The 25,223-nt window shown below is 70.9% G+C and carries 23 protein-coding genes; 9 read left to right on the forward strand and 14 right to left on the reverse strand.

Going from position 1 to position 25,223, the window contains the following annotated elements:
- The first annotated feature begins 13 nt into the window (after positions 1 to 13).
- Together FFS51_RS09930 and FFS51_RS09935 are read left to right on the forward strand one after the other, a co-directional pair.
- A complete protein-coding gene (locus tag FFS51_RS09930; RefSeq protein ID WP_137878230.1) occupies positions 14 to 2,053 on the forward strand; it encodes an acyltransferase family protein in 2,040 nt (679 codons plus the stop codon).
- A gap of 96 nt (positions 2,054 to 2,149) precedes the next feature.
- On the forward strand, positions 2,150 to 2,725 hold the full coding sequence (locus FFS51_RS09935; protein ID WP_045246296.1) for a hypothetical protein: 576 nt from the start codon (positions 2,150 to 2,152) through the stop codon (positions 2,723 to 2,725).
- 1 nt (position 2,726) lies between these two features.
- On the opposite strand, the gene FFS51_RS09940 is transcribed toward FFS51_RS09935, so the two are convergent.
- Positions 2,727 to 3,854, reverse strand: coding sequence for a hypothetical protein (locus FFS51_RS09940; protein ID WP_045246265.1), 1,128 nt, complete (start codon positions 3,852 to 3,854; stop codon positions 2,727 to 2,729).
- Complete coding sequence (locus FFS51_RS09945) at positions 3,851 to 5,455, reverse strand: sensor histidine kinase (RefSeq protein ID WP_052671979.1); 1,605 nt, start codon at positions 5,453 to 5,455, stop codon at positions 3,851 to 3,853. Before FFS51_RS09945 ends, FFS51_RS09940 begins: the two co-directional genes overlap by 4 nt.
- A gap of 203 nt (positions 5,456 to 5,658) precedes the next feature.
- Between FFS51_RS09945 and FFS51_RS09950 the strand changes: the two genes are divergently transcribed.
- Both FFS51_RS09950 and FFS51_RS09955 read left to right on the forward strand, forming a co-directional pair.
- The gene (locus FFS51_RS09950) at positions 5,659 to 6,366 is read left to right on the forward strand and encodes a hypothetical protein (protein ID WP_045246262.1); all 708 of its coding nucleotides are present in this window, start codon (positions 5,659 to 5,661) and stop codon (positions 6,364 to 6,366) included.
- Positions 6,367 to 6,591: 225 nt separating this feature from the next.
- Positions 6,592 to 8,142, forward strand: a complete 1,551-nt coding sequence (locus FFS51_RS09955; RefSeq protein WP_084603768.1) for a glycosyltransferase family 2 protein — start codon at positions 6,592 to 6,594, stop codon at positions 8,140 to 8,142.
- 64 nt (positions 8,143 to 8,206) lie between these two features.
- Here FFS51_RS09955 and FFS51_RS09960 read toward each other — a convergent pair whose 3' ends face one another.
- On the reverse strand, positions 8,207 to 9,328 hold the full coding sequence (locus FFS51_RS09960) for a response regulator transcription factor (RefSeq protein WP_137878231.1): 1,122 nt from the start codon (positions 9,326 to 9,328) through the stop codon (positions 8,207 to 8,209).
- A 136-nt stretch (positions 9,329 to 9,464) separates the two neighbouring features.
- The gene (locus tag FFS51_RS09965; protein WP_249352704.1) at positions 9,465 to 10,967 is read right to left on the reverse strand and encodes a glycoside hydrolase family 6 protein; all 1,503 of its coding nucleotides are present in this window, start codon (positions 10,965 to 10,967) and stop codon (positions 9,465 to 9,467) included.
- 152 nt (positions 10,968 to 11,119) lie between these two features.
- Between FFS51_RS09965 and FFS51_RS09970 the strand changes: the two genes are divergently transcribed.
- Both FFS51_RS09970 and FFS51_RS09975 read left to right on the forward strand, forming a co-directional pair.
- A complete protein-coding gene (locus FFS51_RS09970) occupies positions 11,120 to 11,947 on the forward strand; it encodes a universal stress protein (protein WP_137878232.1) in 828 nt (275 codons plus the stop codon).
- Positions 11,948 to 12,005: 58 nt separating this feature from the next.
- A complete protein-coding gene (locus FFS51_RS09975) occupies positions 12,006 to 12,149 on the forward strand; it encodes a hypothetical protein (protein WP_048809466.1) in 144 nt (47 codons plus the stop codon).
- Between the two features lie 37 nt (positions 12,150 to 12,186).
- On the opposite strand, the gene panB is transcribed toward FFS51_RS09975, so the two are convergent.
- From panB to FFS51_RS09995, 4 genes are read right to left on the reverse strand one after another with little or no spacing between them, the layout of a single operon-like run.
- A complete protein-coding gene (panB, locus tag FFS51_RS09980) occupies positions 12,187 to 13,050 on the reverse strand; it encodes a 3-methyl-2-oxobutanoate hydroxymethyltransferase (RefSeq protein WP_137878233.1) in 864 nt (287 codons plus the stop codon).
- Positions 13,047 to 13,952, reverse strand: a complete 906-nt coding sequence (gene panC / locus FFS51_RS09985) for a pantoate--beta-alanine ligase (RefSeq protein ID WP_137878234.1) — start codon at positions 13,950 to 13,952, stop codon at positions 13,047 to 13,049. Before panC ends, panB begins: the two co-directional genes overlap by 4 nt.
- Entirely contained in the window at positions 13,949 to 14,713 is a 765-nt protein-coding gene (locus FFS51_RS09990) for a Rossmann-like and DUF2520 domain-containing protein (RefSeq protein WP_137878235.1), read from the reverse strand. Before FFS51_RS09990 ends, panC begins: the two co-directional genes overlap by 4 nt.
- A 44-nt stretch (positions 14,714 to 14,757) precedes the next feature.
- The gene (locus tag FFS51_RS09995; protein ID WP_137878236.1) at positions 14,758 to 15,741 is read right to left on the reverse strand and encodes a TerC family protein; all 984 of its coding nucleotides are present in this window, start codon (positions 15,739 to 15,741) and stop codon (positions 14,758 to 14,760) included.
- Between the two features lie 251 nt (positions 15,742 to 15,992).
- Between FFS51_RS09995 and FFS51_RS10000 the strand changes: the two genes are divergently transcribed.
- Entirely contained in the window at positions 15,993 to 16,373 is a 381-nt protein-coding gene (locus tag FFS51_RS10000; protein WP_045245951.1) for a hypothetical protein, read from the forward strand.
- A 319-nt stretch (positions 16,374 to 16,692) separates the two neighbouring features.
- On the opposite strand, the gene FFS51_RS10005 is transcribed toward FFS51_RS10000, so the two are convergent.
- The 4 genes from FFS51_RS10005 to FFS51_RS10020 all read right to left on the reverse strand — a co-directional run bounded on the left by FFS51_RS10005 (position 16,693) and on the right by FFS51_RS10020 (position 21,914).
- Entirely contained in the window at positions 16,693 to 18,588 is a 1,896-nt protein-coding gene (locus tag FFS51_RS10005; protein ID WP_212742808.1) for an amidase family protein, read from the reverse strand.
- A complete protein-coding gene (locus tag FFS51_RS10010; RefSeq protein WP_137878237.1) occupies positions 18,585 to 19,325 on the reverse strand; it encodes a cohesin domain-containing protein in 741 nt (246 codons plus the stop codon). Before FFS51_RS10010 ends, FFS51_RS10005 begins: the two co-directional genes overlap by 4 nt.
- Before the next feature lie 167 nt (positions 19,326 to 19,492).
- Positions 19,493 to 20,374, reverse strand: a complete 882-nt coding sequence (galU, locus tag FFS51_RS10015; RefSeq protein WP_137878238.1) for a UTP--glucose-1-phosphate uridylyltransferase GalU — start codon at positions 20,372 to 20,374, stop codon at positions 19,493 to 19,495.
- 79 nt (positions 20,375 to 20,453) lie between these two features.
- The gene (locus FFS51_RS10020) at positions 20,454 to 21,914 is read right to left on the reverse strand and encodes a LuxR C-terminal-related transcriptional regulator (protein ID WP_137878239.1); all 1,461 of its coding nucleotides are present in this window, start codon (positions 21,912 to 21,914) and stop codon (positions 20,454 to 20,456) included.
- 284 nt (positions 21,915 to 22,198) lie between these two features.
- On the opposite strand from FFS51_RS10020, the gene FFS51_RS10025 reads away from it, so the two are divergent.
- Both FFS51_RS10025 and FFS51_RS10030 read left to right on the forward strand, forming a co-directional pair.
- Positions 22,199 to 22,573: a hypothetical protein gene (locus FFS51_RS10025; protein ID WP_137878240.1), complete on the forward strand. Its 375-nt coding sequence runs from the start codon at positions 22,199 to 22,201 to the stop codon at positions 22,571 to 22,573.
- A gap of 14 nt (positions 22,574 to 22,587) precedes the next feature.
- Positions 22,588 to 22,788, forward strand: coding sequence for a hypothetical protein (locus tag FFS51_RS10030; protein WP_137878241.1), 201 nt, complete (start codon positions 22,588 to 22,590; stop codon positions 22,786 to 22,788).
- Between the two features lie 24 nt (positions 22,789 to 22,812).
- On the opposite strand, the gene FFS51_RS10035 is transcribed toward FFS51_RS10030, so the two are convergent.
- Together FFS51_RS10035 and FFS51_RS10040 are read right to left on the reverse strand one after the other, a co-directional pair.
- Positions 22,813 to 24,192 carry an HNH endonuclease gene (locus FFS51_RS10035; RefSeq protein ID WP_137878242.1) on the reverse strand — a complete coding sequence of 460 codons (1,380 nt, stop codon included), beginning with the start codon at positions 24,190 to 24,192 and terminating at the stop codon, positions 22,813 to 22,815.
- A gap of 623 nt (positions 24,193 to 24,815) precedes the next feature.
- A complete protein-coding gene (locus FFS51_RS10040; RefSeq protein ID WP_349303923.1) occupies positions 24,816 to 24,995 on the reverse strand; it encodes a UDP binding domain-containing protein in 180 nt (59 codons plus the stop codon).
- Positions 24,996 to 25,223 lie beyond the last annotated feature (228 nt).

Raw genomic sequence — 25,223 nt, forward strand, 5'->3', positions numbered from 1 at the left:
AACCCCACTCCTGATGTCTGTCACACCTCCCCCCGCCCCCGCAGGCCGTTTCGACGGTCTCGACGGCATGCGCGCCCTCGCGGTCGCGCTGGTCGTCGCCTATCACGTGTTCCCGGGCGGGCCGTTCGTCGGCGGCTTCCTGGGCGTCGACGTCTTCTTCGTCATCAGCGGCTTCCTCATCACGTCGCTCCTGACGAGAGAGAAGGATGCCACGGGCCGCATCTCGCTCGCAGGGTTCTGGCGCCGTCGCGCCCGCCGCCTGCTGCCCGCGCTCGTGCTGGTCGTCGTGGTGTGCGCAAGCATCGCACTGGCGGTGGGGGGCGACATCCTCACCGACCTCGGTCGCCAGGTGCTCGGGGCGGCGACGTTCAGCTACAACTGGCTCGCCGTCGCCGCGGGAGGCGACTACTTCGCGCAGACGGCCCCCGAGCTGTTCCGCAACCTGTGGTCGCTCGCCGTCGAGGAGCAGTTCTACGTGCTCTGGCCGCTCGTGCTGCTGCTCGGCGTGCTCATTGGGCGACGCGCGGGCCGGTTCGCGATCGGGCGTCGCCGTGCGGGCATCGCCGTCGTCATGGCCGCGGCCGTGGCATCCGCGGTCTGGATGGCGGTGCTCGTCGCCTCGACCCCCGGGGATGCGGCCGGCGGAGCCGGCGACGCCGTCACCGGCGGGGCCAGCGGCGGGGCCATCACCCGCGCGTACTTCGGCACCGACAGCCACGCATTCGGGTTGCTGCTCGGCGCCGCGCTGGCACTCGCGCTCCCCGCCGTGCGCGCCTCGGCACGGCCGTGGGTGCGGAGGCGGGCGACGCGCGGCATCCTTCTCGTTGCGGGATCGGTCGCCGCCGCGGCACTCGTCGCGCTGGCGCTGCTGCCGGAGACCGCCACGGCATGGACCTTCCCTGGGGTTCTCATCGCCGCGAGCGCGCTGACGGGTGTCGTGATCCTCGCGTGCACGTGGCCGGGCGCCGTGCTCGGACGCGCCCTCGACATCCCGTCGCTGCGCTGGATCGGCGTGCGATCGTACGCGATCTATCTCTGGCACTGGCCGATCATGGTGCTGCTGACGGCGTCGCTCGCCCGTTCGGGCACGGGCGGCGCCGACGCGAGCATGCCGTGGCAGCTCAGTGTCGCCGCGCTCGTGTTCACCCTCGTCGCCGCCGACCTCTCCCTGCGCCTGGTCGAGACGCCGGTGCGTCGCGACGGATTCCGCGCGAGCATCCGCAGATGGGGCCGCGCGCTGAGGGGCACCGCGTGGCGGCGGGCGGGGGCGGCACTCGGCGTCGTGGTCACGGTCGCACTCGTGGCGGCGACATCCACCGCGGTCGCCGTCGCACCGACGCGCTCCAGCGCCGCCGACGCGATCGCCGCCGGCGAAGCCGCCGTCGACGCGGGCACCCCGACGCCCGGCGCGAGCGCACCCGCGGGTGCCGATCCCGCCGCGGCGACGGTCTCCCCGGTCGCCCCGAGCGTGGCCGCGACGAGCCCGCCGATCCCGGGCAGTCAGATCACCGCGATCGGCGACAGCGTGATGCTCGCCTCTGCGCCGAGCCTCATGGCGACGTTCCCCGGCATCTCCGTCGACGCGAAGGTCTCCCGTTCGATGTACGCCGCGCCGGGCATCCTCTCGCAGCTCGCCGCCGACGGGGAGCTGCGTCCCTACATCGTCATCGGACTCGGCACGAACGGCGCGATCAGCCAGAACACCCTCGACGAGATCGTGCGGATCGCCGGACCCGACCGTGCCGTCGTGCTCGTCAACGCGTTCGCGCCGCGATCATGGATCCCCGGCGTCAACGACGAGCTGCGCGCGTTCGCGCGCCAGCATCCGGGCGTCTCGCTCGCCGACTGGTACGACGCGATCTCGCCGCACGTCGACCTTCTCGCGGGCGATCAGATCCACCCCGGCGGAGCCGGCGGGCGCATCTTCGCCGGGGCGGTCGAGGACGGCCTGTCCCGCGCCGACGCCGAACGCCAGCAGCTGAAGCGGCTCGGGGCGCTCCGCGAGCTCGCCGGGGTGCTGTGCGCCGGCGCGTGCGACCTCGACAACGGCTGAGCGCGTCGCGGCGCCGCATAGACTGGCCCCGCGACGGCAGCACCGTCGCGGAGAGGGGACACCGTGCAGGCGACGGCTCGACGTGCGACCGGGGCGATGATCGCCCTGACTCTGGCCGCGGGGCTCACGGGCTGCGGCATCGCACCGTGGGCCGGCCAGCAGAACAGCACGCCCTCCCCCACGATGACGACGCCGTCGGCCGTGCCGACGCCGGTGTCCAACGACCTCTCGAGCGGCTCGACGCAGCGCACGGTGAAGAGCGGTTCGGTGACGGCCACCGTCAACTACTGGTCGACACTGTCGATGGATCGCTGGAAGGCCGGCGCGCTCAAGCCGATCTCGCTGTCGCTGACCACGACCGTCGACCCGAACGACGGCCAGAAGGTCTATCTGCAGTCGGCGACCATGACCGCGATCCCGCAGGGCTCGAACGGCGAGACGTTCCCCGCGCTGAGCCCGCAGTCCGACACGTCGACGGTTCCGCCGGGCTACCTCGCGCTCTCGCCGTACAGCTACTCTCAGACCTTCACGATCGGCGAGGTCCCGCAGGGAGCGACCTCGGTGCAGATCCAGTTCACGTACGACTTCCTCGTGCAGACGACGCCGACCTCGAGCGAGTACGCGAAGCAGACGGGCAGCGATCTGCTCTCGGTCGCCATCGCGCAGGGCTGAGTCAGGCCACCGGTTCCGTCACGCGGACCCATCGGTCGCCGCCGTCGGCCGATGCCCGTGCGGCACCCGCGCGGGCGTCGCGCAGCAACGCTTCCATGTCGTAGCCCGAGACGTCCACGCTCGACCATCCGACACTGACCGACAGCTGCACGGCGAGTGGTCGCGACGTGTCGAGACGCGACACCTGTGCGCGCAGGTCGTCGAGCGCCGACTCGATCGCGATCGGCGGGCGCATCAGCAGCACGTACAGGTGCCCGGGCGAGGAGACCGCGATGTCGGCCTCGCTCGGGATGCTCGCGCGCACATCGCGTTCGACCGTGTCGACGATGCGCCAGAACAGGCTGCCGCCGGCGGCGATCCGCAGGTCGTCGACGTCGTCGAGGCGGATGGAGAGCACCGACCAGGCCCGCTCGCCCCGGTCGGCCGCCCGCGCGAGCTTGTCGCCGCCGCCGGCGATGAACGCGGCGAGCCCCGTCGGGACACCGGATGCCGCGGCCCCGCGCCCGACCGCGAGCCACAGCAGCGTCACCAGGGCGCAGACGATGTAGATCATCGCGCCGACGCTGTCGAGCACCCGCAGGATGCCGAGGTCTTCGGGGCCACGCGGGCGGGCGATGATGCTGTGCACGAGGTTGCCTGCGGCCACGACGGTCACGGCGCCGGAGATGAGGGCGAGCGGGAGCAGCATCCCATCGGCACGTTCGGGAATGCGGCGAAGCTCGATGATGCTCAGCAGCGCGAACACCCCTGAGACGGCGTAGGCGGCGGCGAACGCGAGGCCGAACCACTCGTCGGGCACGACCGCGAGCACGGATGCCGCGAGCGCCACGTAGAGCACGGGCACGGCCCAGCCCGAGCGCACGCCGCGCCACGAGCGCAGCCCCGACCAGATGAAGATGCCCGCACCGAGGGAGATGCCGAGCGAGAGCCGCCGCAGCGACTCCTCACCGGCACTCTCGGCGTACATCCCGAGGTAGACGCCCGCCGCTCCCGCGACGAAGACCAGCATCCATTGCAGCGTCGCGGGATGGGGACGACGCACGTAGCCGAGGCCCGTCATCAGCACGAGAGCGAGGGTCGCGAGGGTGGCCTGGCCGACGGCGAGTCCGTAGGCGACCGGGTCGTTCATATGAGCACCCAGGCGTCGGAGAGCGGGATGCGCATGCGCACCAGCGTGCCCTTCCCCACCGTGCTCTCAAGACCGATCTCGCCGCGATGGGCGACCAGGATCTCCCGCACGATCCCCATGCCGAGCCCCGTGCCCCCGACCCCGCTGTCCTGCGCGGAGCGGGCACGGAAATACGGCTCGAACACGTGCCCGAGGTCGTCGGCGTCGATGCCCATGCCCGTATCCGAGACCTCGATGAGCGCGGAGTGCTCGACGGTGCGCGCCACGAGCCGCACCGATCCGTCGGCGCCGGTGTACTTGATCGCATTGCTGAGCACGTTGTCGATGACCTGGCGCAGCCGGAACGCGTCGCCGTCGACGAGGAGCCCGCTCTCGATGTCGGCGGTCAGTCGCACCCCGCGGGCCTCCGCCGTGGGAGCGAACGACTCCAGCGAGAGCCGCAGCAGCTCGGTGAGATCGACCGCCGTCCACGCCGGTTCGGCCGAGAATCCGCCGCGGGCGTGGGTCAGCAGCTCGGCGATGAGCGCGTCCATCCGGGTGGCCGCGCCCGAGATGACGCGCAGATGCTCGGCGAGCTGGGGCGCGTCATCGACGTCGTCGAGGGCGAGCTCGGTGTGTCCGGCGATCACGGTGAGCGGGTTGCGCAGCTCGTGCGAGACGACGGTGGCGAGCTTCTCCCGCGTGCGCTCGGACTCGATGAGCGCGGTGACGTCGTGCACGAGGTAGAGGATCGTCGTGTCCTCGTCGAGACCCGCCGGGAGCACCCGGGTCGAGACGCTGAGCGCGCGCCACTCGCCCTCGCCGTCGAACAGCCAGACGCGCTCGTCGTCGAGGGTCTCGCCCCGGCGCGCGCGGGTGAGGGGGCGCCGGCTCTGCGGGATGGCCGTGCCGCCCTGCTCGTCGTATTCGACCGCCGCACCCGGCTGATCGATGTCCTCGGGGTCGAGTCCGTACAGACGCACGAGGGTCTCGTTGAGGGCGAGCACCTGGCCGCGCGCCGACAGACGCGCCACCCCGATGTCGAGGGCGTTGAACATCTGCGAGACGCGGCGCCGCTGCGCCGAGACCCCGTGCAGCGAGTCCTGCAGCTTCGCCGTCTGGCGGCGCAGCAGCTGCTTGAACGCGCGGGTCTGTCGGGCGCTGATCGAGGTCGCGAGCGCGAGGAAGGCGAGCGAGAGGAAGGCGACGATGTAGGCGACCATCGTGCGGCTGTCGGCGTCGGTGAGCATCGCCGACAGCAGCATCGTCGCGCCGATCCCGCCGACACCGAGCATGATCGCCCAGATCGAGAAGAAGGACCCCAGCCACACCACGGGGAACGCCCACAGGAAGTCGAGCGCGAAACCCGCATCCCACTGCATGACCCCGATCGCGAGGATGTCGAGGAACGGAACCAGCACGACGATCGGCCGGCCCACCCGATGCCAGGGGAACACCAGGGTGACGACCGTGAGGCCGATGACCCCGCCCGCGCCGATCGCGAACGTGCCCGTCGAGAACTGGGCGGGCTGCAGGGCCAGCATGACCAGCACCACGACGAGGACCACGGCGCACAGCAGCAGCTGCGACTGCCAGATCGAGCGCGTCCGCGCGCCAGTCACGACCCGAGGCGCGCCGACAGGCACCCTCAGGCGGCGATCGGGTTCACCGTCCCCAGCGGACATGTGGTCGAGTGTAGCCATGGCCATTGCGTATACTCGTGACGCCCGGGGTGGTACCGAACGATTCGTCCCGAGCGTGGTTGCGATCTTTTCGCCCGGAGAGAGCGATCCCCATCCCCACGGTCCGAGAGCTAGGGAGTGTCATGGGTCGTTCGTTGCGTCGCTCCACTCGGCTGGCCGTCGCCGTCGCCCTCTCCGCCATCGTGGTCGCCTCTGCGACGGGGTGCGCGCAGATCGTCGATGCGATCAACGCGCTGTCCGGTCGCAGCACCACGACCGTCGTGCCGACCGCCGGACCCTCCTCGAGCCCGTCGGCGTCGCTGCTCTACAACTCGGTGTTCACGAGCGACGGCTCGGTGCAGCTCGATACCGATCTATCCGACAGCCTGGTGCTCGAGCTCAACGTCTGGGCTCAGGACCCGAAGAAGACGCAGGAGTGGACGCCGAGCAACGACAAGCACTTCGGGTTCGCGGTGAACGTCTACGACAAGCGCGTCGACGACAAGGCCGTGCTCGCGCAGAAGCGCAGCGTCTACCTGTCGTCGATCACGATCTCCTCGCAGACCGCGCAGACCTCCGGACAGGTTCAGTCTCCGTTCCAGTTCAGCACCGACCCGCGCACGATGGTGCCGAGCGACACGCTCCGCTCCGACAAGGGCCTGCTGCTGAACACCTACCAGGGCGGGTTCCTCGTTCCCGACACGGTGATCCACCAGCTCCCCGGCGACACGTACGGGCTCACCCTGTCGTTCACGATGAACGTGTGGGTCGAGGGGCAGGCGAACACCGACACCTCGTTCGGCCAGCAGTCGGTGTATGAGGCCGTTCCGATCGCGATCTTCCAGCAATAGCCCGCCCTAGACGGCGGCAGAGGAACGCGAGCGCGGATGCCCCACCGCGGCGTCTTGCGGAAATCTTGCGGAAAGTCTCTGATTTCCGTGCCCACGGGCCCTCCCGACCTTGCGGATCGCGGGGCATGATGGGTTTTACACGGCGTGAGTCGTGCATTCCCCCATCGCGAGAAAGAGGTCCCGTTGGCTGAGTACCGGCCCACGCCCGCGCCACAGTCGACCGCTGTGACCGGTTACGACCCGACCTACCCCTACCCGGGTGGCGCCGGCTACGCGCCCGCCCCCGGGTACGCTCCGGCCCCCGGCTACGGAGCACCCGCCTACGGCGCGCCCAGCTACGCACCGGCACCGGGCTACCCGGCCGACGCCTCGTACGGAGCCGACCAGTTCTCCGAGGACTTCACCGCCGTGCTCGAGGACGGCCAGACGCGTCGCTCCACGATCGGCTGCGTCATCCCGGCGTACAACGAGGAGGAGTCGATCGCCGACGTCATCGAGGGTCTCCTCTCGCAGACGCGCGTGCCCGATGTCATCCACGTCGTGATCAACAACACGACCGACCAGACGGCGAAGATCGCCGCGGAGTACGCGGGACCCCACGAGATCACGACCGACCTGGGCGAGCAGTTCACCGAGGTGTTCGTGCACGACATCGGCAAGAACCCCGACAAGAAGGTGGGCGCCCTCAACTACGGCTACTCGCTCGTCGAGGGCTGCGACTTCCTCCTGGGCGTCGACGGCGACACGATCGCCCACCCGAAGGCGGTCGAGTACCTCGAGACCGAGGCGATGGGCGACTCCCGCATCGGCGGCATCTCGGCGATCTACACGATCGACGACCGGCCGATCAAGGGCCTGCTGGCGAAGTTCCTCATCGCCGGTCAGCGCACTCAGTTCGCCGCCTTCAATCTGCAGAACCTGCTGCGCGGACGCAACATGGCGGTGCTGGGCGGTCAGTTCTCGATCTTCTCGACGAACGCCCTCCGCGACGCGATGAAGGCCAACCACCAGTCGACGCCGTGGGTGAAGGACAGCGAGGTCGAGGACTCGCTCCTCTCGCTGCAGATCAAGAGCGCCGGCTACCTGACCAAGATCAGCCCGTACGCGCGCGCGTACGTGGGCGGCATGACGACGCTGCGCGGCTACGACGCGCAGCAGGTGAAGTGGACGTACGGCGCCATCGAGCTGATGTGGCCCGGCCAGCGCGGCGACACGAAGGGACAGCCCTTCCACCCCAACCTGCGCCTGCGCTGGTTCGAGAACTTCGGCATGCTGACGAACCTGTTCGTGCGCGTCGCGTTCATCACGCTGCTCGCCGCGTCGCTGTCGATCAACGCGTTCGTGTTCTCGGCGTTCTGGCTCATCCCGCCCGTGGTCGCCATGCTGCTGAACCTGCGCATCGCGCGCACGATGAAGTACTGCGACAACCGCGACGTGCTCTTCGCGGTGCTGTTCTTGCCGGCGGAGATGTTCATGTGGGTACGCATCGGCCACTTCCTCCGTTCCTGGAGCCGCTTCCTCTCGAAGAAGAAGGTCGACAACTGGGCGATGCAGGCCAAAGCGGAACGCGGCGGCGGCTCGCTCGGCTACTGGGTGCCGGCGATCCTCCTGATCGCGGTGCTGATCGCCTCGGCCGCGATCTGGAGCATCCTGGGCCCGGTCGCGCAGTCGTCGATCCTGTGGGTGGGATGGCCCATCGTCGGTGTGGTGACCGTGCTGCAGACGCTCCTCATGTTCAGCAAGCTCGTGCGCCGTCACCACGGGTACAAGGTCTGACATCCCGCGAAACGCGCGGGGGCGGCATCCATTCGGATGCCGCCCCCGCGCGTTTCTCTGCACGTCAGGGCGCGAGCAGCTCGGTCGTGAGGCGGTAGCCGACGCCGCGGACGGTCTCGATGTAGCGGGGGTTCGACGGGTTGTCGCCGAGCTTGCGGCGCAGGTTCGTCATGTGCGCCTCGACTGCGCGCTTGTCGGCCTCGCCGACGTAGTAGGAGGTCACGTACGACTCGCCGCGCAGCACGAGGGTGAGGTCGGCCTTGCTGCGCACGCGACGTTTCGACTCGAGGAGGGTCGCGAGCAGGTCGAATTCGGTGCGGGTGAGCTCGACCTGCTGCCCGCCGATGAGCACGATGCGCGTCTCGGGGTTCAGCTGGAGGTCGCGGTGGGTGATCCAGTAGCCGCCACCCGGCGCGGGCATCCCCGGACGGGCGAGCTCCTGCGACGGGTAGACGGGGACGATCGCCTGCGTGGGCGGTGCCGCCGGCACGACGACGGGATATGCCGGGGGCTCCGCCGGGTAGGGCTGTGGTTCGGCGTAGGGCGGCGCTTCGACCGGTTGGGGCTCGACGTAGACCGGCGCGGCCGGCTGGGGCTCGACGTAGGCCGGAGCCACCGGCTGGGGCTCGACGTAGGCCGGGGCGGCGGGCTGCGCCGGGGCGGCGGGCGTCGCCCACGAGGCCGGGGGCAGGTCGCCCTCGGGTGCGCCGGGCGGGGTCGGGAAGGCGGACGCCGCGGGCCGGGCGCCGGGGAACGACGGGCCGACGCTCTCCTGCCGGATCGCCGGGGGCGTCGCACCGTCGGGGCGCGGTCGGCGCAGGAGCGCCTCGATGCGCGCACGGAACTCGCGCGGACGGAACGGCTTGACGATGTATTCGTCGGCGCCCGCGCCGAGGCCCAGCACCACGTCGGCCTCGTCGGCGAGGCCGGTGAGCATGATGATGTAGGAGTTGCTCTTCTCGCGGATGCGACGGGCCGCCTCGAACCCGTCGATGCCCGGCATGTTCACGTCGAGCGTCGTGATGAGGGGCTGGTAGGCCAGCACTGCACGCACACCGTCGATGCCGTTTCCGACGGAGACCGTCGAGAATCCCGCGGCCTCGAGCACCTCGACGAGGAGGTGGCGGACGTCGGGGTCGTCCTCGACGATGACGGCGGTCTTCTGCCCGCCTTCAGGTGTGCTCATTCAGGTGGCCTTCGCGTGGAGGAACCGGAGGGACACGCGTCGGTCACCCCGCGGGCCCCCGAGCGCTTCGTCATTGTTCCACAGTTCTGTTACAGCCCTGAGAAGCCGGAGCGTGGGTCCGGCGACACGGCGTGCGTCATTTCACCAGCCCCTGCGTGAGCGCGACCGCTCCCGCAGGCCACCAGACACCCGCGTCGGGTCCGCCGTTGCACGTGCCGTCGCTCTCGCCGGGGGGCTTGATCCAGAGGTTGGTGTCGACGACGTCGTCACCGTAGGTTCCGCCCTTGTCGCCAACGAGGCGACCCGCCGGGTTGCACCACTGGTTGTCGCTCGTGGGCCCGGCGCCGTTGCGCGAGGTGTCGACGATCGCGTGACCCGTCCCGAGGGCGGCGGCGACGGCATGGGCGTAGCTGAACTCGTTCTGGGTGGTGTTGAAGTTCGACACGTTCGTCGCGAACCCGCGCACCTTGTCGAGCACGCCGACGCTCTTGATCAGGTCGGCCATCTGCGCCGCCGGAAGCCACGACGAATGTCCGCCGTCGAGGTAGATCCAGGTGTTGGTGCCCGCGATCACGTCGACCGCCCCGCGCAGTTGGGTGTCGCGGTCGCTGAGGTTGCCGCATTGCGGCGCGAGCGCGAGGCTGTCGGGTTCGAGGATGACGATCTTGCGCAGGTCGGATGCCGCGGCGAGCGCCTGACCGATCTGGGTCGTCCAGGTGACATAGTCGGCTTCGTCGAGACCGCCGGCGGAGTGGTTTCCGCAGTCACGGCCCGGGAGCCCGTAGACGACGACGGCGAGGGACGCCTTCTGCGCGCGCGCCTCGGTGGCGAGGTGGGCGACACGGTCGTAGACCTCGCCGATCGGATCCTGTTCGGGGGTGAGCCAGTAGGCGGTGGGCTGGGCGGCGAGGTAGGCGGCTGCCGCCTGTTCGGCCGAGCCGGGCGTCTCGGCGGCGGCGGCCTTGGCCGCCTTGGACTCGTCGGGAGCGACGATCGTGGTGCCCACGCGGGGCGGCTGTGCAGACACGGTGTTCACCAGGGTGGTGACGGCGATGCCGGCGATCGCGAGGCCCGAGAGCACGACGACCACGACGAGCGCGATGGCGGCGATGATCAGGCCGCGGATCCACTTCTGACGTCGCGTGCGGGGAGCACGGGGCGCGCGTGTCCGGCGCGGGGCACGGCGACCGCGCGGAGCGGCGGCGGGGGCATGCGACGCAGAGGCGTTCACCGAAGCGGCGTTCGGGGCAGGTGCGTCCGGCGCAGCGGCGTCGGACACGAGGGCGTGCTCCGGCGCCGATTCCGCGGCGTCGCTGGAACGGCTCGATGCGCTGTCGTCGACGGCCGGGCCGGTGACCGGCACGGCAGCGGTGTCGACGCGCAGCACATAGGCGTCGCGGTTCGCGACGATGCGCCGAGCGTCCTCGTTGGTCGCGGCGTCGGCGGAGGCGGAGGGGGCATCCGCGGGGGCGCTCTCCGCGGCCGGCGCCGACCCCGCGGCTTCCTGCAGACGTCGTGCCGGGTGGGACGCGGGATGACGCGGGGGCTTCGGCGCGCAAACGATCGGTGTCGGGTGCGCGGCGTCGGGCGCGTCGACCGGATCTGACGCGTCGGAGCCGTCGTGCGGCGGAGTGCTCACCTGGCGACTCTATCGAGTGATCCCCGGCGGGCGCCCGGGACGCTGCGATCACCCGACACGCGGGGGCCGCTCGCACCGGGGTTTACCCGGTCATCGACCTCGCCCACCGCCGGTGCCGGGGATACGCTGAGGGCACGAGCGAAGGGGCGGCCATGACTGGTGCGATCGTGGTGGGATTCGTCGATGCGACGGTGTCGGGACATGCCGGCGACTGGGCGGTGGCCCGAGCGGCGGCGACGGGCGGAGCGGTCGAGCTGCTCGCGATCGTCGGCGGCGCCGTCGGCGCGGTCGGCGAGCAGCAGGTGCTGGACGCCGCACTCGCGCACGCGACCGACGCGGTCGCCGCGGAGGCGGCCCGGCTCGGCGCAGGCGGGGTCGCCGTGTCGACGCGCGTCGACCACGGGAATCCGGTCGCCGCGCTGGTGGAGGCATCCGCTCATGCCGCGCTCGTCGTGATCGGCGGCGAGTCGCGGGGATCCGGTCGGCGCGGACTGCACGGGGCGCGCATCGCCGCCGCCGCGCACTCCCCCGTCGTGGTCGTTCCCGCCGCCGACGCCGCCGGATCGGGTGTCGTCGTCGGTGTCGACGGCTCGGATGTCTCGGATGCCGCGATCACGTTCGCCGCCGCCGAGGCCGCGCGGCTCGGCGAACCGCTGCGCGTCGTGTCGGCGTGGACGCCGGTCGCCGTGCCCGGCGATTTCGGGGTGTACCCCGACCTCTACCTCACCGATCTCGCGGCGATCGCGACCGCGAACGTCGACGCGGTGGTGCAGCGGGTCGCGTCGGCCCACCCCGACCTCGCCGTGACCGGCGACGCCCTCGAGGGCGACCCGGCGACCGCGCTCGAAGAGGCCGGCGCCGGTGCGGCGCTGCTCGTCGTGGGCTCTCACGGGCGGGGCGCGTTCGCCCGTTTCGTGCTCGGTTCGGTGAGCGAGCACGTGGTCGGCGCCCTGCCGACGGTCACCGCCGTCGTGCGCTGAGCGTCGTCATCCGTCATCGGACACATTCTGGACACACCGCGTCAGTAATATCCGCGGTATGGGGATCCCTGACGAAGGTCGGAAGCGGCCGCCGGTGCGGCCGGCGACCGTGCTGATGTATGTCGGTGTTGCGCTGCTGGCCGTGGGCGTCGCGGTGCTCGTGTGGGCGGCGTTCGCCTACTACGGCAGCTACGTGCGGTGACGCGCGCACCCGCCGGGCCCGCCGGCCGCGCGGAGCCTCAGTGCCCGCGTGCCGCGAGGTGCGCGCGCACCCGGTCGAGCACGTCGTCGGCCACCGGGTAGGTGTGCTCGGCGCTCGGGAACTCCCCCGCGCGCACCTCGGTCGCGTACGTGGCGATGCCCTCGGCCATGGCGTCACCGAGCGCCGCATACTGCTTGACGAACCGTGCGGTGCGCCCGGCGGTGATGCCGAGAAGGTCATGGTGCACGAGCACCTGGCCGTCGGCGGCACCCGCGCCGATGCCGATGAGGGGGATGCCGAGGGCTCCGCGGATCTCGGCGACGACCGCCGCGGGCACAGCCTCGACGACGAGAGCGATCGCCCCGGCCGCCTCGACGTCGAGCGCCTCCTGAGCGACGCGGAGGGCGGTGTCGACCGTGCGGCCCTGGGCGCGCAGTCCTCCGAGCGCGGTCGCGGTCTGCGGCGTGAGACCGATGTGCCCGACGACCGGGATACCGGCCGCGACGATGGCGCGGATGCGCGACAGCCGCGCCGGCTGCCCGCCCTCGAGCTTGACGGCGTCGGCGCCCGCCTCCTTCACGAGCCGGAGCGAGGAGGCCACGGCCTGCTCGTCGCTGAGCTCGGTCGCCCCGAACGGCAGGTCGACGACGACGAAGGCCGTGCGCACGGCACGGCGCACGGCACGCGCGAGCATGAGCATCTCGTCGAGCGACACGGGCGCGGTGCCGTCGTAGCCGAGGACGACCTGGGCGGCCGAGTCGCCGACGAGGATCATGTCCACCCCGGCGCGCTCCGCGGCACGCGCGGACGGATGATCGTAGGCGGTCACCATGACGATCTGCTCGCCGGCGGCGTGCATCTCGGCGATGCGGGCGAGGGTGACGGGCGGGCGTTCGGTCATCGAGGGCTCCCGGTGGGTGCGGCGACCGGACGGTCGTCGAGGATGTCGCTGCTCACCGTCACGGGCGCGAGCACGACGTTGTCGAGCAGTCGCACGGCCCCCACGCGGGCTGCGACGACGAGCACCGCGTCGCGGTCGAGACGGTCGAGCTCGGCGAAGCCATCGCTGTCGACGACGGCGAGATAGTCGGGGGTGAGACCGGCGGCGTCGAGCTCGTGCGCCGCGATCGCGCGGAGAGCCGCGGCATCCTGCTCACCGTCGGCGACGGCTCGAGCGGCGGCGGCCAGCGCGCGGGGCAGGGCGAGGGCACGGACCCGGTCGGCGGGAGTCAGCCGCACGTTGCGGCTCGATCGCGCGAGGCCGTCGTCGTCGCGCGACGTGGGCACGACGACGATCTCGGTGGGGATGCCGAGGTCGCGCACGAGCCGTCGGACGACGGCGACCTGCTGGGCGTCCTTCTGCCCGAAGTACGCGGTGTCGGCGAGCACGGCGAGCAGCAGCTTGCTCACGATCGTGGCGACGCCGTCGAAGTGGGCGCGGCCGCGCACGGCGCCCTCGAAGGTCTCGGTGAGGGGTCCGGCGATCGACACCGTGGTCGCGAAGCCGGTCGGGTACATCTCGGCGGCGGTCGGCGCGAAGACCACGTCGACGCCCGCGGCGCCCGCCTTCGCGAGGTCGTCGTCGAGAGCGCGGGGGTAGGCGTCGAGGTCGGCCTGCTCGGTGAACTGGGTCGGGTTCACGAAGATCGTGAGCACGACCGTGGCCGCACGCGCGCGGGCTGCCGTGACGAGCGACAGGTGACCTTCGTGCAGGGCGCCCATGGTCGGCACGACGGCGATCGGGGCGTCGCGGCGCGGGGCGAGGGCCGACCGCAGCTCGGCGAGCGTCGTCGCGACGATCATGCCGGGGCCGCCGAGGTGCGCGAGCGCTCGGCGAGCGCGCGCGTGGCATCGACGAGCGCATCGAACAGCGCGAGCTGCTCGGGGGCGCGCTCGGCGATCGCGGCACGCTGGCGGGCGACGGTGTCGTCATCGCCCCGGGCGACGGGACCGGTGAGGGCGGCCGGCGCCCCCAGCGCCGACCAGTTGTCGACGGCGGCGCGCACGAGGGGTACGAGGGCGGCGCGGTCGATGCCCGCGGTCGACGCAAGCTGCTCGGCGAACGCCTCGACCGTCACGAGGAAGTTCGCCGCGATCGACGCGGCCGCGTGGTACGCCGCCCGGTCGTCGGGGGCGACGGCGACCGGCGACATCCCGAGCTTCGCGGCGAGCCGATCGGCGACGGCGAGGGCGCGCGGAGTGCTTCCGGCGAGCGCCGCGGTGACGCCGGTGAAGCGGGCACCGGCGGAGGTGACGGTCATGAGGGGGTGGATGCTGAACGACTCGTGCGGGGTCAGCGGAGCCAACCCCAGCGCACCGGAGAGGTGCCCGACGAGCGGGCCGGGGGCGATGGCGGCAGCGGCCTCCGCGATCGCGTGGTCGGGCACCGCGAGGAGCACGATGTCGGCGCCCGACCCGGTGGCACCACGGGGTTCGGGGCCGGCCGCGGTGACCCCGATCTCCGCGAGAGCGGCGATGAGCGCCCGGCCCATTCTGCCGTCGCCGACGACGGCGATGCGGCCGAGGGCGGCGTCGCCTGCGGGGTGCGGGTGAGTGCGGGACATCCGCGTACACCGTACCCCTCGCACACCGGGGCCGGGCCGTGAGGCTAGTGCCCCGTCGTCACCGCCCGGTCGCCCCGGGTCTTCACCAGGCTCGCGACCGTCGCGACGGCGATCGTGGCGGCGATGAACAGCAGCGAGAACCAGATGGGGATCTCGGGGATCCACTCCACGGGGTGGCCGCCGTTGATGAAGGGCAGCTCGTTGACGTGGAGCGCGTGGAAGACGAGCTTCACGCCGATGAAGGCGAGGATGACGGCGAGCCCCTGCGCGAGGTAGACGAGGCGCTCGAGCAGTCCGCCGATGAGGAAGAACAGCTGCCGCAGGCCCATGAGCGCGAACGCGTTGGCGGTGAACACGATGTACGCCTCGTTGGTCAGCCCGTAGATCGCCGGGATCGAGTCGACCGCGAAGATCAGGTCGATGAAGCCGATCGCGATGATCGTGAGAAGCATCGGGGTGACGAAGCGCTTGCCGTCGAGGCGCACCGTGAGCCGGTCGCCGTGGTAGTCGTCGGTGACGGGAAGGTGGCGGCGCACGAAGCGCATGAACGCCCCGTTGGCGGGGTCGGACTCGTGGTTGCCGAACGCCTGCTTCCAGGCGAGGAACAGCAGCAGCGCACCGAAGATGTAGAACACCCACGAGAGGTTCTCGATGAGCGTTGCGCCGATCGCGATGAAGCCGCCGCGCAGCACGAGGGCGATGACGATGCCGATCATCAGCACCTTCTGCTGGTACGCCTTCGGCACGGCGAAGCCGGTCATCACCAGGAGGAAGACGAAGAGGTTGTCGATCGACAGCGCCTTCTCGGTGAGGTAGCCGGCGAAGTACTCCCCGCCGTATGTCCAGCCGGAGACCACGCCGATGCCGACGCCGAACAGGAGTGCGAGCCCGATGTAGAAGGCCGACCAGCGGGCGGATTCGCCGATGGTCGGCTCGTGGGGCTTTCGCACGTGGGCGAAGAACTCGTACACGAAGAACGCGATGGTGACCGCGATCGTGATGATCCAGACGAGGGGGGTGACGTTCACAGGGAACTCCAGAGGGTAGGGCGGAACACGGATGTCGCCAAGGTCTCCTCCACCCCGGGTGCGGGGCCGACGGGCCGGGATGCGTCTGCGCATCCGTATTGACGGGTCCGTCGCGTGGGAGTACTCCCCCTGTCGTGGTCGAGTCTAGGGCACCCGGCCTGAACGGATGCCACGGCCGCTCGCGTGAAATCTGTGTGACGGGACCTCGCCTCGGGTTGACCGTCGCCGCGCGGCCGGGTGAGTGTGGAGCCATGGCGGGGGGTACGGCGGAGCACTGGCGATCGGGTCGCCTCATCGCGGTGGCCGTATGGGTCGCCGCTGTCGCGCTCGCGGCGGAGACCGCGTGGCGGCTGTTCGCCGGCGTCGTCTACGTGCATCGCTGCGCGGGCTGCGACGGAGCCGCGGTCGAGCGGGCGGCGAGCTCGTACGCGATCGCCGTCGTGCTTCTGCTCGCTGTCGGCGCGTCGGTGCAGACCTTCGTGCGACGGTTCCGGACGGTGCGGCTGTGGGTCCCGCCCGTCACGCTGGCGCTCGTGATCGTCGCCTCGTTCATCGCCTACGTCGAGTCGAACGGCGGATTCGATGCGTCCAACTTCGGTGTGCGGATCGGACTCGCGCGCAGCGCGGTGTGATCGGGCGGAGGGCTCGCGCGGACCCCTCCGGCCCCCAAGATCGCCTCGCGGAGGGATCCGCGCGAGGCGGAACGGTCGCACATCTCCCCGCGTGACGTCAGCGGCAAGGTTGCGGGGCGACCCACGCAGTGAAACCTCTGCCATCTCAGCCCGCGGGCACCGCGTTCCGTCGTCCGGTTTCGTTCGGATTCGACCGGATCGTTCCGTTCCTCGGTGGCTTCTGGGCGGCGGCGGTGCGATTGCTGTGGACGCGCAGCCACAGGGCGAACGCCTCGAGGCGGGCCCGCTCGGGACCCGCCTCGAGGCGTTCAGGTCGGACTTACGGTGCGGGCGTCGTGGTGAGCGCGCCGTAGAGGGCCGGGGTGGTGCGGGCGTGGGTGGCCTGCTCGAACGCATAGGCGAGTCCGAGCAGAGGACCCTCGGTGAATGCCGGGCCGACGAACTCGAGGTTGACGCCGGCGCCGGGGATCGACTCCGTGCTCGACGCCTGACCCATCGGAACCGTGACCGCCGGCAGTCCCGTGTTGGGGCTCAGGCGCATGTTGGTGCCCTGCGTGCCGTAGGGGTTGCCCGACGGGTAGATCATCGCCGACAGGTTGTTGTCGGCCATGAGCTGCGTGACGTAGGTCTTGCCCGTCGCGAGCGCGACCGTGTGCGTGCCGGTCGGGCCCGCCCAGTCCTGGTAGGTCTGCTCACTGATCGCGGCGCGCTGCACGTACGTCGACCGGCGCGATGTGACGTAATTGCCGCCCGTGATGATGTCGTTGAGCGTGCGTGCCGCGACGCCGGGTGCGAGATGCGTCGCGATGTAGGTGTTGAGGTCGTGGGTGAACTCGTTCGTCGACCCGCTGCTCTCGTTGAGCACGGCACTGAACTGCGACGTGGACGCGATCGGGACGATCGTCGCACCCTTGCTGCGCAGCACGTCGAGGGCGTTGTTCCAGAGGCGCACGGTGGTCGCATTGGAGCCGACCATGCTCGCGACGTAGCCGATGCGCACACCCTCGAGGGAGTCTGCGTCGAGGTACGACGTGTAGGAGTCGGGCACGAGACCCACCTGGGCCGAGGTCGCAGGGTCGGCCGGGTCGACGCCGGTGACGGCGTCGAGGGCGATCGCGGCATCGGTGACGGTGCGGGCCAGCGGGCCGCCGGTGTCCTGCGAGAGCGCGAGCGGGATGATGCCGTCGCGGCTCGTGAGCCCCACCGTCGGGCGCACCCCGACGAGCTGGTTGTAGGTCGAGGGCACGCGGATCGATCCGCCGGTGTCGGTGCCGAAGCCGATCGCCGCGAGGTTCGCCGAGATCGCCGCGCCGGTGCCGCCGCTCGAGCCGCCCGCGGTGCGGGAGGTCGAGTAGGGGCTGGCGACGAGGAGCGACGAACCGGGGTTCTGGAAGGAGGAGAACTCCGACACGAACCCGTAGGCGAACTCGTCGAGGCTGGCCTTGGCGAGGATGACGGCGCCGGCGCTGCGCAGGCCGGTGACCATGGCGGCATCCGCCGTCGTCTGATTGTTGTTCCAGCAGCCACAGCCACCGGTCGTGACCATGTCGGTCGTGTCGTAGTTGTCCTTCAGCACGATCGGGATACCCAGGAGCATGCTCGTCATGCCGTGCGCGGCGCGTTCGGCGTCGGCCGCACGGGCGGCGTCGAGCGCGACGGTGCTGGTGGTGATGATGGAGTTGAGCGGGCGCCCGTTGCCCGCAGGGTCGACCTTGACGCGGTCGTACGCCGCGATGCGGTCGAGGTAGTCCTGCGTGAGCTTCACCGAGGTGAGCACGCCGGCGTTCATCGCAGCCTGCATGTCGACGGTGGTCGCCTCGACCAGTGTGAAGGGCCCGTCGTCGTAGATCATGCGCTGCGAGAGGCCCGCGAGGTCGGCGACGGTGATCTTGTCGTCGTGGTCGAGGTCGATGACGGATGCCTCGGCCCAGCCGGCGTCGGTCGAGGTGCGGCCGAGCCACCCGGCGGCGACATCGAGGTCGGCCGTCGTGACCTGCTCGTCGCCGGTCAGGTCGAGCACGGAGTAGAAGGGCGCGAGGAGCAGGTGACCATCGCTGGTCGTCGGAGCGGGGGCGGCCGTCGCGGCCGGAGCGACGAGGAAGGTCGCCGCGACGCCGACGAGGGCGACCCCGACGAGCGACGCGCGGGACGTGTGACGCACGCGGGAACTCCTTTGATCGAGGGGGATGTGGGTCGAGGGGGTGCTCACGCTCATCGCTGCACCGCCTTGCGGCGGGCGGCGAGGACGACGCCGAGGGCGACGAGGGCGAGGCCGCCCGCGCCGAGAACGATCCAGGCACCGGTCGTGCCGCCGGTGTTGGCGAGGTCGTCGTCGGTCGATGCGGCCGACCCGGCGACCGACGGGGTCGGGGTCGGGGTGGCCGTGGCGGTCTCCGACGGCGTGGGCGTCGGAGTGGGTGCCGGCGTGATCGCGGTGACGACCGGGGTGACGGCGGTCAGCGAGGGCGAGTCGGTCACTGCCGCGGTGCCGACGAGGGTGAGCGAGGTCAGGGCGATCGTCGCTGCGCCGCCGGCGCGGGCCGTGAAGGTGAAGGTCACGAGCGTCTGCGCGCCGGAGAGGGCGGGGGACGTGCCGAGTCGCGTCGAGGTGAAGGTCACGACGCCACCGGATGCCGCGGAGGTGCCGTAGCCGCCGGCCGGGAAGACGGCCGACGACCCGTCGTAGCTCAGCAGCGTCGGGTCGTAGGTGATGCCGAGGTCGTAGGCGAACAGGTCGGTCGATGCGTCGACCGCGACGCTGACAGTGACGGTGTCTCCCTCATCGACCGTTGCGGGGGCCGTGAGGGTGATGACGCCGACGGTCGGCACGGATGCGGCGTTGGCTGCCGGGGCGATGCCGAACGCGACGCCGAGGACGGCGGCGAACGACATCAGGAGTGCGGTCGTGCGCGCGAGGCGCCGAGAACGCACGGCTGCTGTGGTTGCAGGCATGGGTGAGCGAACCCTTCAGTGGAGTGATGTGCGAGTACGACGCGCTCACCCCCAAGATCGGCGCGCTCAGTTGGTGCTGAGGTTCCCCATGGGGATCTTTCAGGTTCGAGATTTCTCGGACGACACTGTCCGGTTTCGGAATTGTTTCCGATGAATGGAATGCCCGATCAGAGGCCGGTGGCGAGCTCCTTGAGCCAGGCGGCGAGGTCGGGGCCGAGGTCGTCGCGGTCGAGGGCGAGCAGCAGGTTGGACTTGAGGTAGTCGAGGCGGTCCCCCGTGTCGTAGCGCCGACCGCGGAAGATGACGCCGTAGACGGGTCCCGCGATGCTCTCGTCGGCGGCGAGTGCCTTGAGGGCGTCGGTGAGCTGGATCTCGCCGCCCTTGCCGGGCGTGGTCTCCTCGAGCACCTCGAAGATCTCGGGCTTGAGCACGTAGCGGCCGATGATGGCGAGGTTGCTGGGTGCGTCGGCGGCGGCGGGCTTCTCGACGAGGTCGACGACCTTGACGAGGTCGGCGTCGTCGGTGGCCTCGACGGCGGCGCATCCGTAGAGGTGGATCTGCACCGGGTCGACTTCCATGAGGGCGATGACGGTCGCGGACTTCTGGGCGGATGCCTCGATCATGCGGGTCAGCAGCGGGTCCCTGGCGTCGATGAGGTCGTCGCCGAGGAGCACGGCGAAGGTCTCCTGTCCGACGTGACGGCGGGCGCGCAGCACGGCGTGCCCGAGGCCGAGCGGGTCGCCCTGCCGAACGAAGTGGATGTCCGCGAGACGACTGGCCTCCATGACCTTCGCGAGTTTCGCGGCGTCGCCCTTGCGCTCGAGGGTGTGCTCGAGCTCGGTGACGCGGTCGAAGTGGTTCGCGAGCGCGTTCTTGTTGCGACCGACGACGACGAGCACGTCGTCACTGCCCGCCGAGACGGCTTCCTCGACGACGTACTGGATGGCCGGCTTGTCGACGACGGGCAGCATCTCCTTCGGCATGGCCTTGGTGGCCGGAAGGAAACGCGTGCCGAGGCCGGCGGCCGGAATGACGGTTTTGATCCCCATGAGCGCGAACCTAGGGGGGCCATGTGAACGGGCTGTTACGCGGGGCGAACGATGACGCGAGGATGCCGCGGCCCACCGCTCAGAGGTCGATGAGGTCGAGTCTCGTGGCGATGGCCATGGCCTCGGCGCGACCGCGCGCGCCGAGTTTGCGGTAGACGGAGGACAGCTGCGACTTGACGGTGCTGGGGGTGACGAACATCGCCGCGGCGATCTGCGAGATCGAGTCGAAGGTGAACAGCGCCTGCAGCACCGCCGATTCGCGGGTGGTGAGGACCGGTGGTGTGGCGGTCATCGGGCGGTACGGGGCGAGGTCGACGGTGGCACGGGACATCCGCTCACGGGAGGGCTCGTCGAGGGCGGCCGCGATCTGCGCGATGAGCCAGGTGGGCACGAGGGCGAAGAGTCGGCGGAGCGAGCTGAAGGTGGCGAGGCGAGCGGCGATCGTGCACTCGCGGGGATCGAGCTCGTCGCCGAGGGCGACCGCCCAGAGCCGCAGGAGGAGCGCTTCGCCTCGTTCTGCCATGGCGGTGCCGGGTCGGGCGAGCACGGCGCCGGTGATGCGCAGCGCATCGGCGCGGGCGTTCTCGTGCAGGGCGAGGCGCGCACGGGCGAGGTCGACGAGGGTGGTGGGGGGAGCCGTGGCGACGACCGCGTGGGCGCGGGGTGCGTCGTCGAGGTCGACGAGGGCGGACACCATGAGCCAGGTCATCGCGGACGCGGCGAAGGGGGTGGTGGCGTCGTGGCAGTCGAGCGCGAACTCTGCGGTCTCGAGCGCTCGGAGCGGTGCGCGGGCGACGAGGGCTTCGCGTCCGCGCACGAGGGCGACGAGCGGCCACAGGTCGGTGGCGCTCTCGATGGGTGGCAGGTGGAGGCCGGCGGTGAGCTGCGGGTGCGAGACGGATTCGACGGCGATGAGTCCGCGGGCGACGTCTCGCCACTCGCCGGTGACGGCGCCGGCCAGCGGGGCGGCGGGGATGGCTTCTCCGACGGCGAGGTAGTGGCGGGCGTCGCGCAGGTTGCCCCGGAGCGCGTGCGCCACGGCCGATTCGAACTGGATGCGCTGTACGAGGGTGGGCGCGGCGGTCGCGTGGGCTCCGGCGGCGGCGAGGGCGCTGAGCGCGGCGGTGGTCTCTCCGGAGGCGAGGTGGACGAGCGCACGTTGCTCTTCGACGATCGCGCGGGACAGCGGCAGCGGGGGCTCGGGGTCGCTCAGGGCGGTGTCGATGTGGTGGAGGGCGGCCGCGGCATCCCCTGCTCGCCGGTGTTCGATGAGGCCTCGAAGCCGTCGGATGCTGGGGCTGGGTTCGTCGCCGGCGCGCGCGGGTGGGGCGCCGGGGATGTCGTAGAGCAGGTCGGCGCCGATCACGTCGATGGCGAGGGCGCGGAAGCCCTGGGCGAGCGGGAGCGCGTCGGGCTGGGAGCGGATGAGTGCCGCGAGGTCGGTTCTCAGGCGAGCCGGGTCTTCGAACAGCAGGCGCCATGCATCGTGCCGCAGGCGGGTTGCGAGATCGTCGGAGGTGGTGCGCGCGTCGACGGTCATGCCGACGCGTCGACGTGACGGCGCGTCGCCGGTAGAGAGAGGGGGAGGTCCATGCCACTACAAATCTGGCGCGCTGAGACGCGACCATCAGGTCCATTACGACCCGAACCGGTCCAAATGTGGACGAATTCGGTTGAAATCCGTTCCCCGTGCACGGGTGAGCCCGCCCCCGCTCCCAGACTAGGTCCCACGTGCGGTCCTTTTCGTCACGGCATCCGATGAATTCGACGGATGCCGCGGCCCGGGCCGTGACGCATCACTGATTCCGCTGGGGAGGGGGCTCGGTGGTCGACATCGTGGCCTCGGTGCTGGATGCGATCAACGCGCGTGACGAGCGTGCGTTCGTCGCGTGCTTCGTCAGCGACGGCGCGATCGTCGATGGCGACGACCGGTTCGCGGGCGCCCGCCAGTTGCGGCTCTGGTTCGACACGGAGGTGCGCCGGCCGGATGCGGTCGTGTCGATGCTGTCGCGGTCGCGGTCGGATGACGTGGACGTGCTCACGTGGGAGTGGGACTGCCGCTCTTTCCATGACGAGCGGGTGCAGTTCTGCACGCTCGCCCTTATCTCCACCCGGCGCGACCTGGTCGCGTCGATCGAGTTCCGCGCTGCGCGCTCATGGCCGAGCGACCCGTCGCGACCGCGACCATTGGACGGATGACTGGAGGACCCGCTGTGACGTACGACCCGATCGTCGGTATGACTCGAGGTTCCCGGCGGGGTGGCCCGCCGCGCCGGCCCGGCCACTCGTGGTGGGCGTATGTGATGGTGGCGGTGATCGCGGTGGGGGTGGCGGCGCTGGTGTATCTCGCGGTGACGCACGACTACACGTTCAGCCCGGAGGGTGACTCGGCGACGTCGGCGCCGGTGCACTGACGCGCGCGTTCTGCGGGGTGGCGGTCAGAACGGTGCGGCGGATTCGTCGTGTCGAGGATGCGCGCGCGAGCCAGTGTCGCCGGGTGGATCGGGCGTGAAGGTGACGGCGTGCGCGCCGGCGCCGGCGGGGTGGTCGAGGTAGGTGCGGCCACCCGGTGAGGTCCATTCGAGGATGCCGCCGGGGTGCTGTCGCACTGTCCATGGGGTGAATTGCTTCATCGAGTGGTGCCGTTGGCAGAGGTGGGCGAGGTTGGATGCCTTGGTTTTGCCGCCGAGCGCCCAGTCGGTGGTGTGGTCGACTTCGCAGCGCACGGCGGGGACGCGGCATCCGGGGAATCGGCAGTGCTGGTCGCGGGCGCGAAGGTAGCGGTCGAGGGCGGCCGGTCGTTGGTAGGTGTCGACGGCGAGCACCTGCCCGGTGATGGGGTGGGTGAGCACGCGTTCCCACGGGCAGCGGGTGGCGCCGGCGAGCCGGCGGGCGGTGTCGGCGTCGAGGGGGCTGCGGCCGGCGAGTTCGGCGGAACGGTCGTCGTCGCCGAGCAGGGTCGCGACGGGAACGACGACCTGCACTTTGGCTCGGATGGCTCCGAGCGCGCCGGGGCCGTCGTCGGTGCGGGTGGGGTCGGCGCTCGGCGCGGCGGTGAGCAGCATGTCGGTGACGAGGTCGGCGCACACCTGGTCGATGGAGCGGGTGTCGGCGGCATCGACGCACGAATGGGCGTCGACGTCGGCGCCGGCGTCGACATGCGCCCGCGTGTCGATGAGCATGCGGGCCTGCTGGGTGAGCCGGTCGTACACGGCGTCGGCCAGCAGCGTCGGTGTCGTGACGATGAGGTCGGACATTCCTTCGCCGCGCGCGACCACGCGCACGCAGCGCTCGGCGCGCGCGTCGACGTGGCGTTCGACGAGTGATCGCGGGTGCATGTCGTCGGCGAGCTGTTCGAGCAGTCGGCGGAGCCGACCCGGGCTGTGGTGCGTCGCGAGGGCCGCGGCATCCGTATCGAAATCGGCGCGTGCGTCGATCGGAACGATGGCGCCGCAGTCGACGATGGTGCGCACGTGAGCCCGGGTGATGTCACCGGCCTCCCACCGGGAAAGGGTGGCCGGGTAGTGCTCGACGAGTTCGATCGCGTCACCGATATCGCGCTGCACCGAGCGGTCGGAGCGCCGGGCGACGGCGCCGATCTCGGCGGACAGCGACCGCAGCACCATGTCGTGCTCGCGCACACGAGTGGGGGTGTCGGCCGTGAGGTCTCGCACCAGACGGCCCGCGGCGGCGAGCGCCCGCATCCGCTCGGCCTCGGCACGGGCGACGATGCGCTCAGCGAGGTCGATCGCGCCCACCACGTCGTTCCACGCGCGCTGATCAGCGGCGAGAAGGGTGGTGGCGGATGTGGAATGCATGTTCCCATTGTCGCGTGGGGGTGCGACATTTCATTCGGTTTTGTCTTCGAATGGGAAAACTTCTCGACGCCGGGCGATTGTGGAGGAAGCTTCGTTTCGAGCGCCTCTGAGCGACGCCCCGGGCCAGAACCTTGCGCGTGATCTCCGCCCCGAAGAGATCAGGAATCCGCCTCGTGTCGCCCGACATCCCGAGGATCACAGCCTCGCCCGCACGAACACCGTGGAGCCGCACCCCGGGAGGGAGCGGCATCCGCTCAGTCAGGTTGCGGGCGCGGTGCGACGATGCCGGCGCGCAACGCGGTGGAATCTGGAGCCGGCGGCGGACAAGGGCTCGGAGTCAGCGCGGTGCGGTGCCGAAGCGGACACAGACGGCACGCCAGTCCGCGCGCGGGTACACGCGCGCGACGCGGACCCCTCCCCGCGGAAGGCGCCGCACACGCTCGCCGATGCGGTGGCGACGCGACGCGGGATCACGGCTCGGGCGTCGAACACGAGAACGCTGCGCGGCATCGGTGCGCACCGTCGAACCTCGCGACGGGTCGTCGCTCGGCGGGGTGTTGACTCGGGGCGCCCTGTGACACCCACGCGCCGCCCTCCGGCGACGCGACGCGTGACTGGGACGGCTACGGCCGCCCCATCCCGTAATACGTCCATCCGGCCGCGCGCCAGACCGCGGCATCCAGGCACTTGCGGCCGTCGATGATGATGCGGCCCTCGGTGAGAGTCGACACGAGCTCGGGGGCCATCTGCCGGCGATATTCATCCCACTCGGTGACGACGATCACCACGTCAGCGCCGCGCAATAGGCAGGAGCCGATTCGCGACGCCGACAGCCCGCCCGCTGCTCGCGCCGCTACTAAGTCCCGCTACTGTGTGGGCGGGACTTGCAGACCGATGACGTCACGAGAATCGCCGGACTGTCGCGCGTCAGACTTAGTGGCAGGGCTGTTAGTTGAGTCCTGAACGGAGAGTCCGACATGGGAAGACCACCAGTGATCCCGGTGGAGAAGAAGACGCGGATCGTGTTGAGC

It is taken from the genome of Microbacterium sp. 4NA327F11 (assembly GCF_005503465.1).
Taxonomy (GTDB): domain Bacteria; phylum Actinomycetota; class Actinomycetes; order Actinomycetales; family Microbacteriaceae; genus Microbacterium; species Microbacterium ginsengisoli.

Coding starts and splice junctions, on each gene's coding strand:
- FFS51_RS09930 (WP_137878230.1), top strand. CDS start 14: ATGTCTGTCACACCTCCCCCCGCCCCCGCAGGCCGTTTCGACGGTCTC.
- FFS51_RS09935 (WP_045246296.1), top strand. CDS start 2,150: ATGATCGCCCTGACTCTGGCCGCGGGGCTCACGGGCTGCGGCATCGCA.
- FFS51_RS09940 (WP_045246265.1), bottom strand. CDS start 3,854: ATGAACGACCCGGTCGCCTACGGACTCGCCGTCGGCCAGGCCACCCTC.
- FFS51_RS09950 (WP_045246262.1), top strand. CDS start 5,659: ATGGGTCGTTCGTTGCGTCGCTCCACTCGGCTGGCCGTCGCCGTCGCC.
- FFS51_RS09960 (WP_137878231.1), bottom strand. CDS start 9,328: ATGAGCACACCTGAAGGCGGGCAGAAGACCGCCGTCATCGTCGAGGAC.
- FFS51_RS09970 (WP_137878232.1), top strand. CDS start 11,120: ATGACTGGTGCGATCGTGGTGGGATTCGTCGATGCGACGGTGTCGGGA.
- FFS51_RS09975 (WP_048809466.1), top strand. CDS start 12,006: ATGGGGATCCCTGACGAAGGTCGGAAGCGGCCGCCGGTGCGGCCGGCG.
- panB (WP_137878233.1), bottom strand. CDS start 13,050: ATGACCGAACGCCCGCCCGTCACCCTCGCCCGCATCGCCGAGATGCAC.
- panC (WP_137878234.1), bottom strand. CDS start 13,952: ATGATCGTCGCGACGACGCTCGCCGAGCTGCGGTCGGCCCTCGCCCCG.
- FFS51_RS09990 (WP_137878235.1), bottom strand. CDS start 14,713: ATGTCCCGCACTCACCCGCACCCCGCAGGCGACGCCGCCCTCGGCCGC.
- FFS51_RS10000 (WP_045245951.1), top strand. CDS start 15,993: ATGGCGGGGGGTACGGCGGAGCACTGGCGATCGGGTCGCCTCATCGCG.
- FFS51_RS10005 (WP_212742808.1), bottom strand. CDS start 18,588: ATGAGCGTGAGCACCCCCTCGACCCACATCCCCCTCGATCAAAGGAGT.
- FFS51_RS10010 (WP_137878237.1), bottom strand. CDS start 19,325: ATGCCTGCAACCACAGCAGCCGTGCGTTCTCGGCGCCTCGCGCGCACG.
- galU (WP_137878238.1), bottom strand. CDS start 20,374: ATGGGGATCAAAACCGTCATTCCGGCCGCCGGCCTCGGCACGCGTTTC.
- FFS51_RS10020 (WP_137878239.1), bottom strand. CDS start 21,914: ATGACCGTCGACGCGCGCACCACCTCCGACGATCTCGCAACCCGCCTG.
- FFS51_RS10035 (WP_137878242.1), bottom strand. CDS start 24,192: ATGCATTCCACATCCGCCACCACCCTTCTCGCCGCTGATCAGCGCGCG.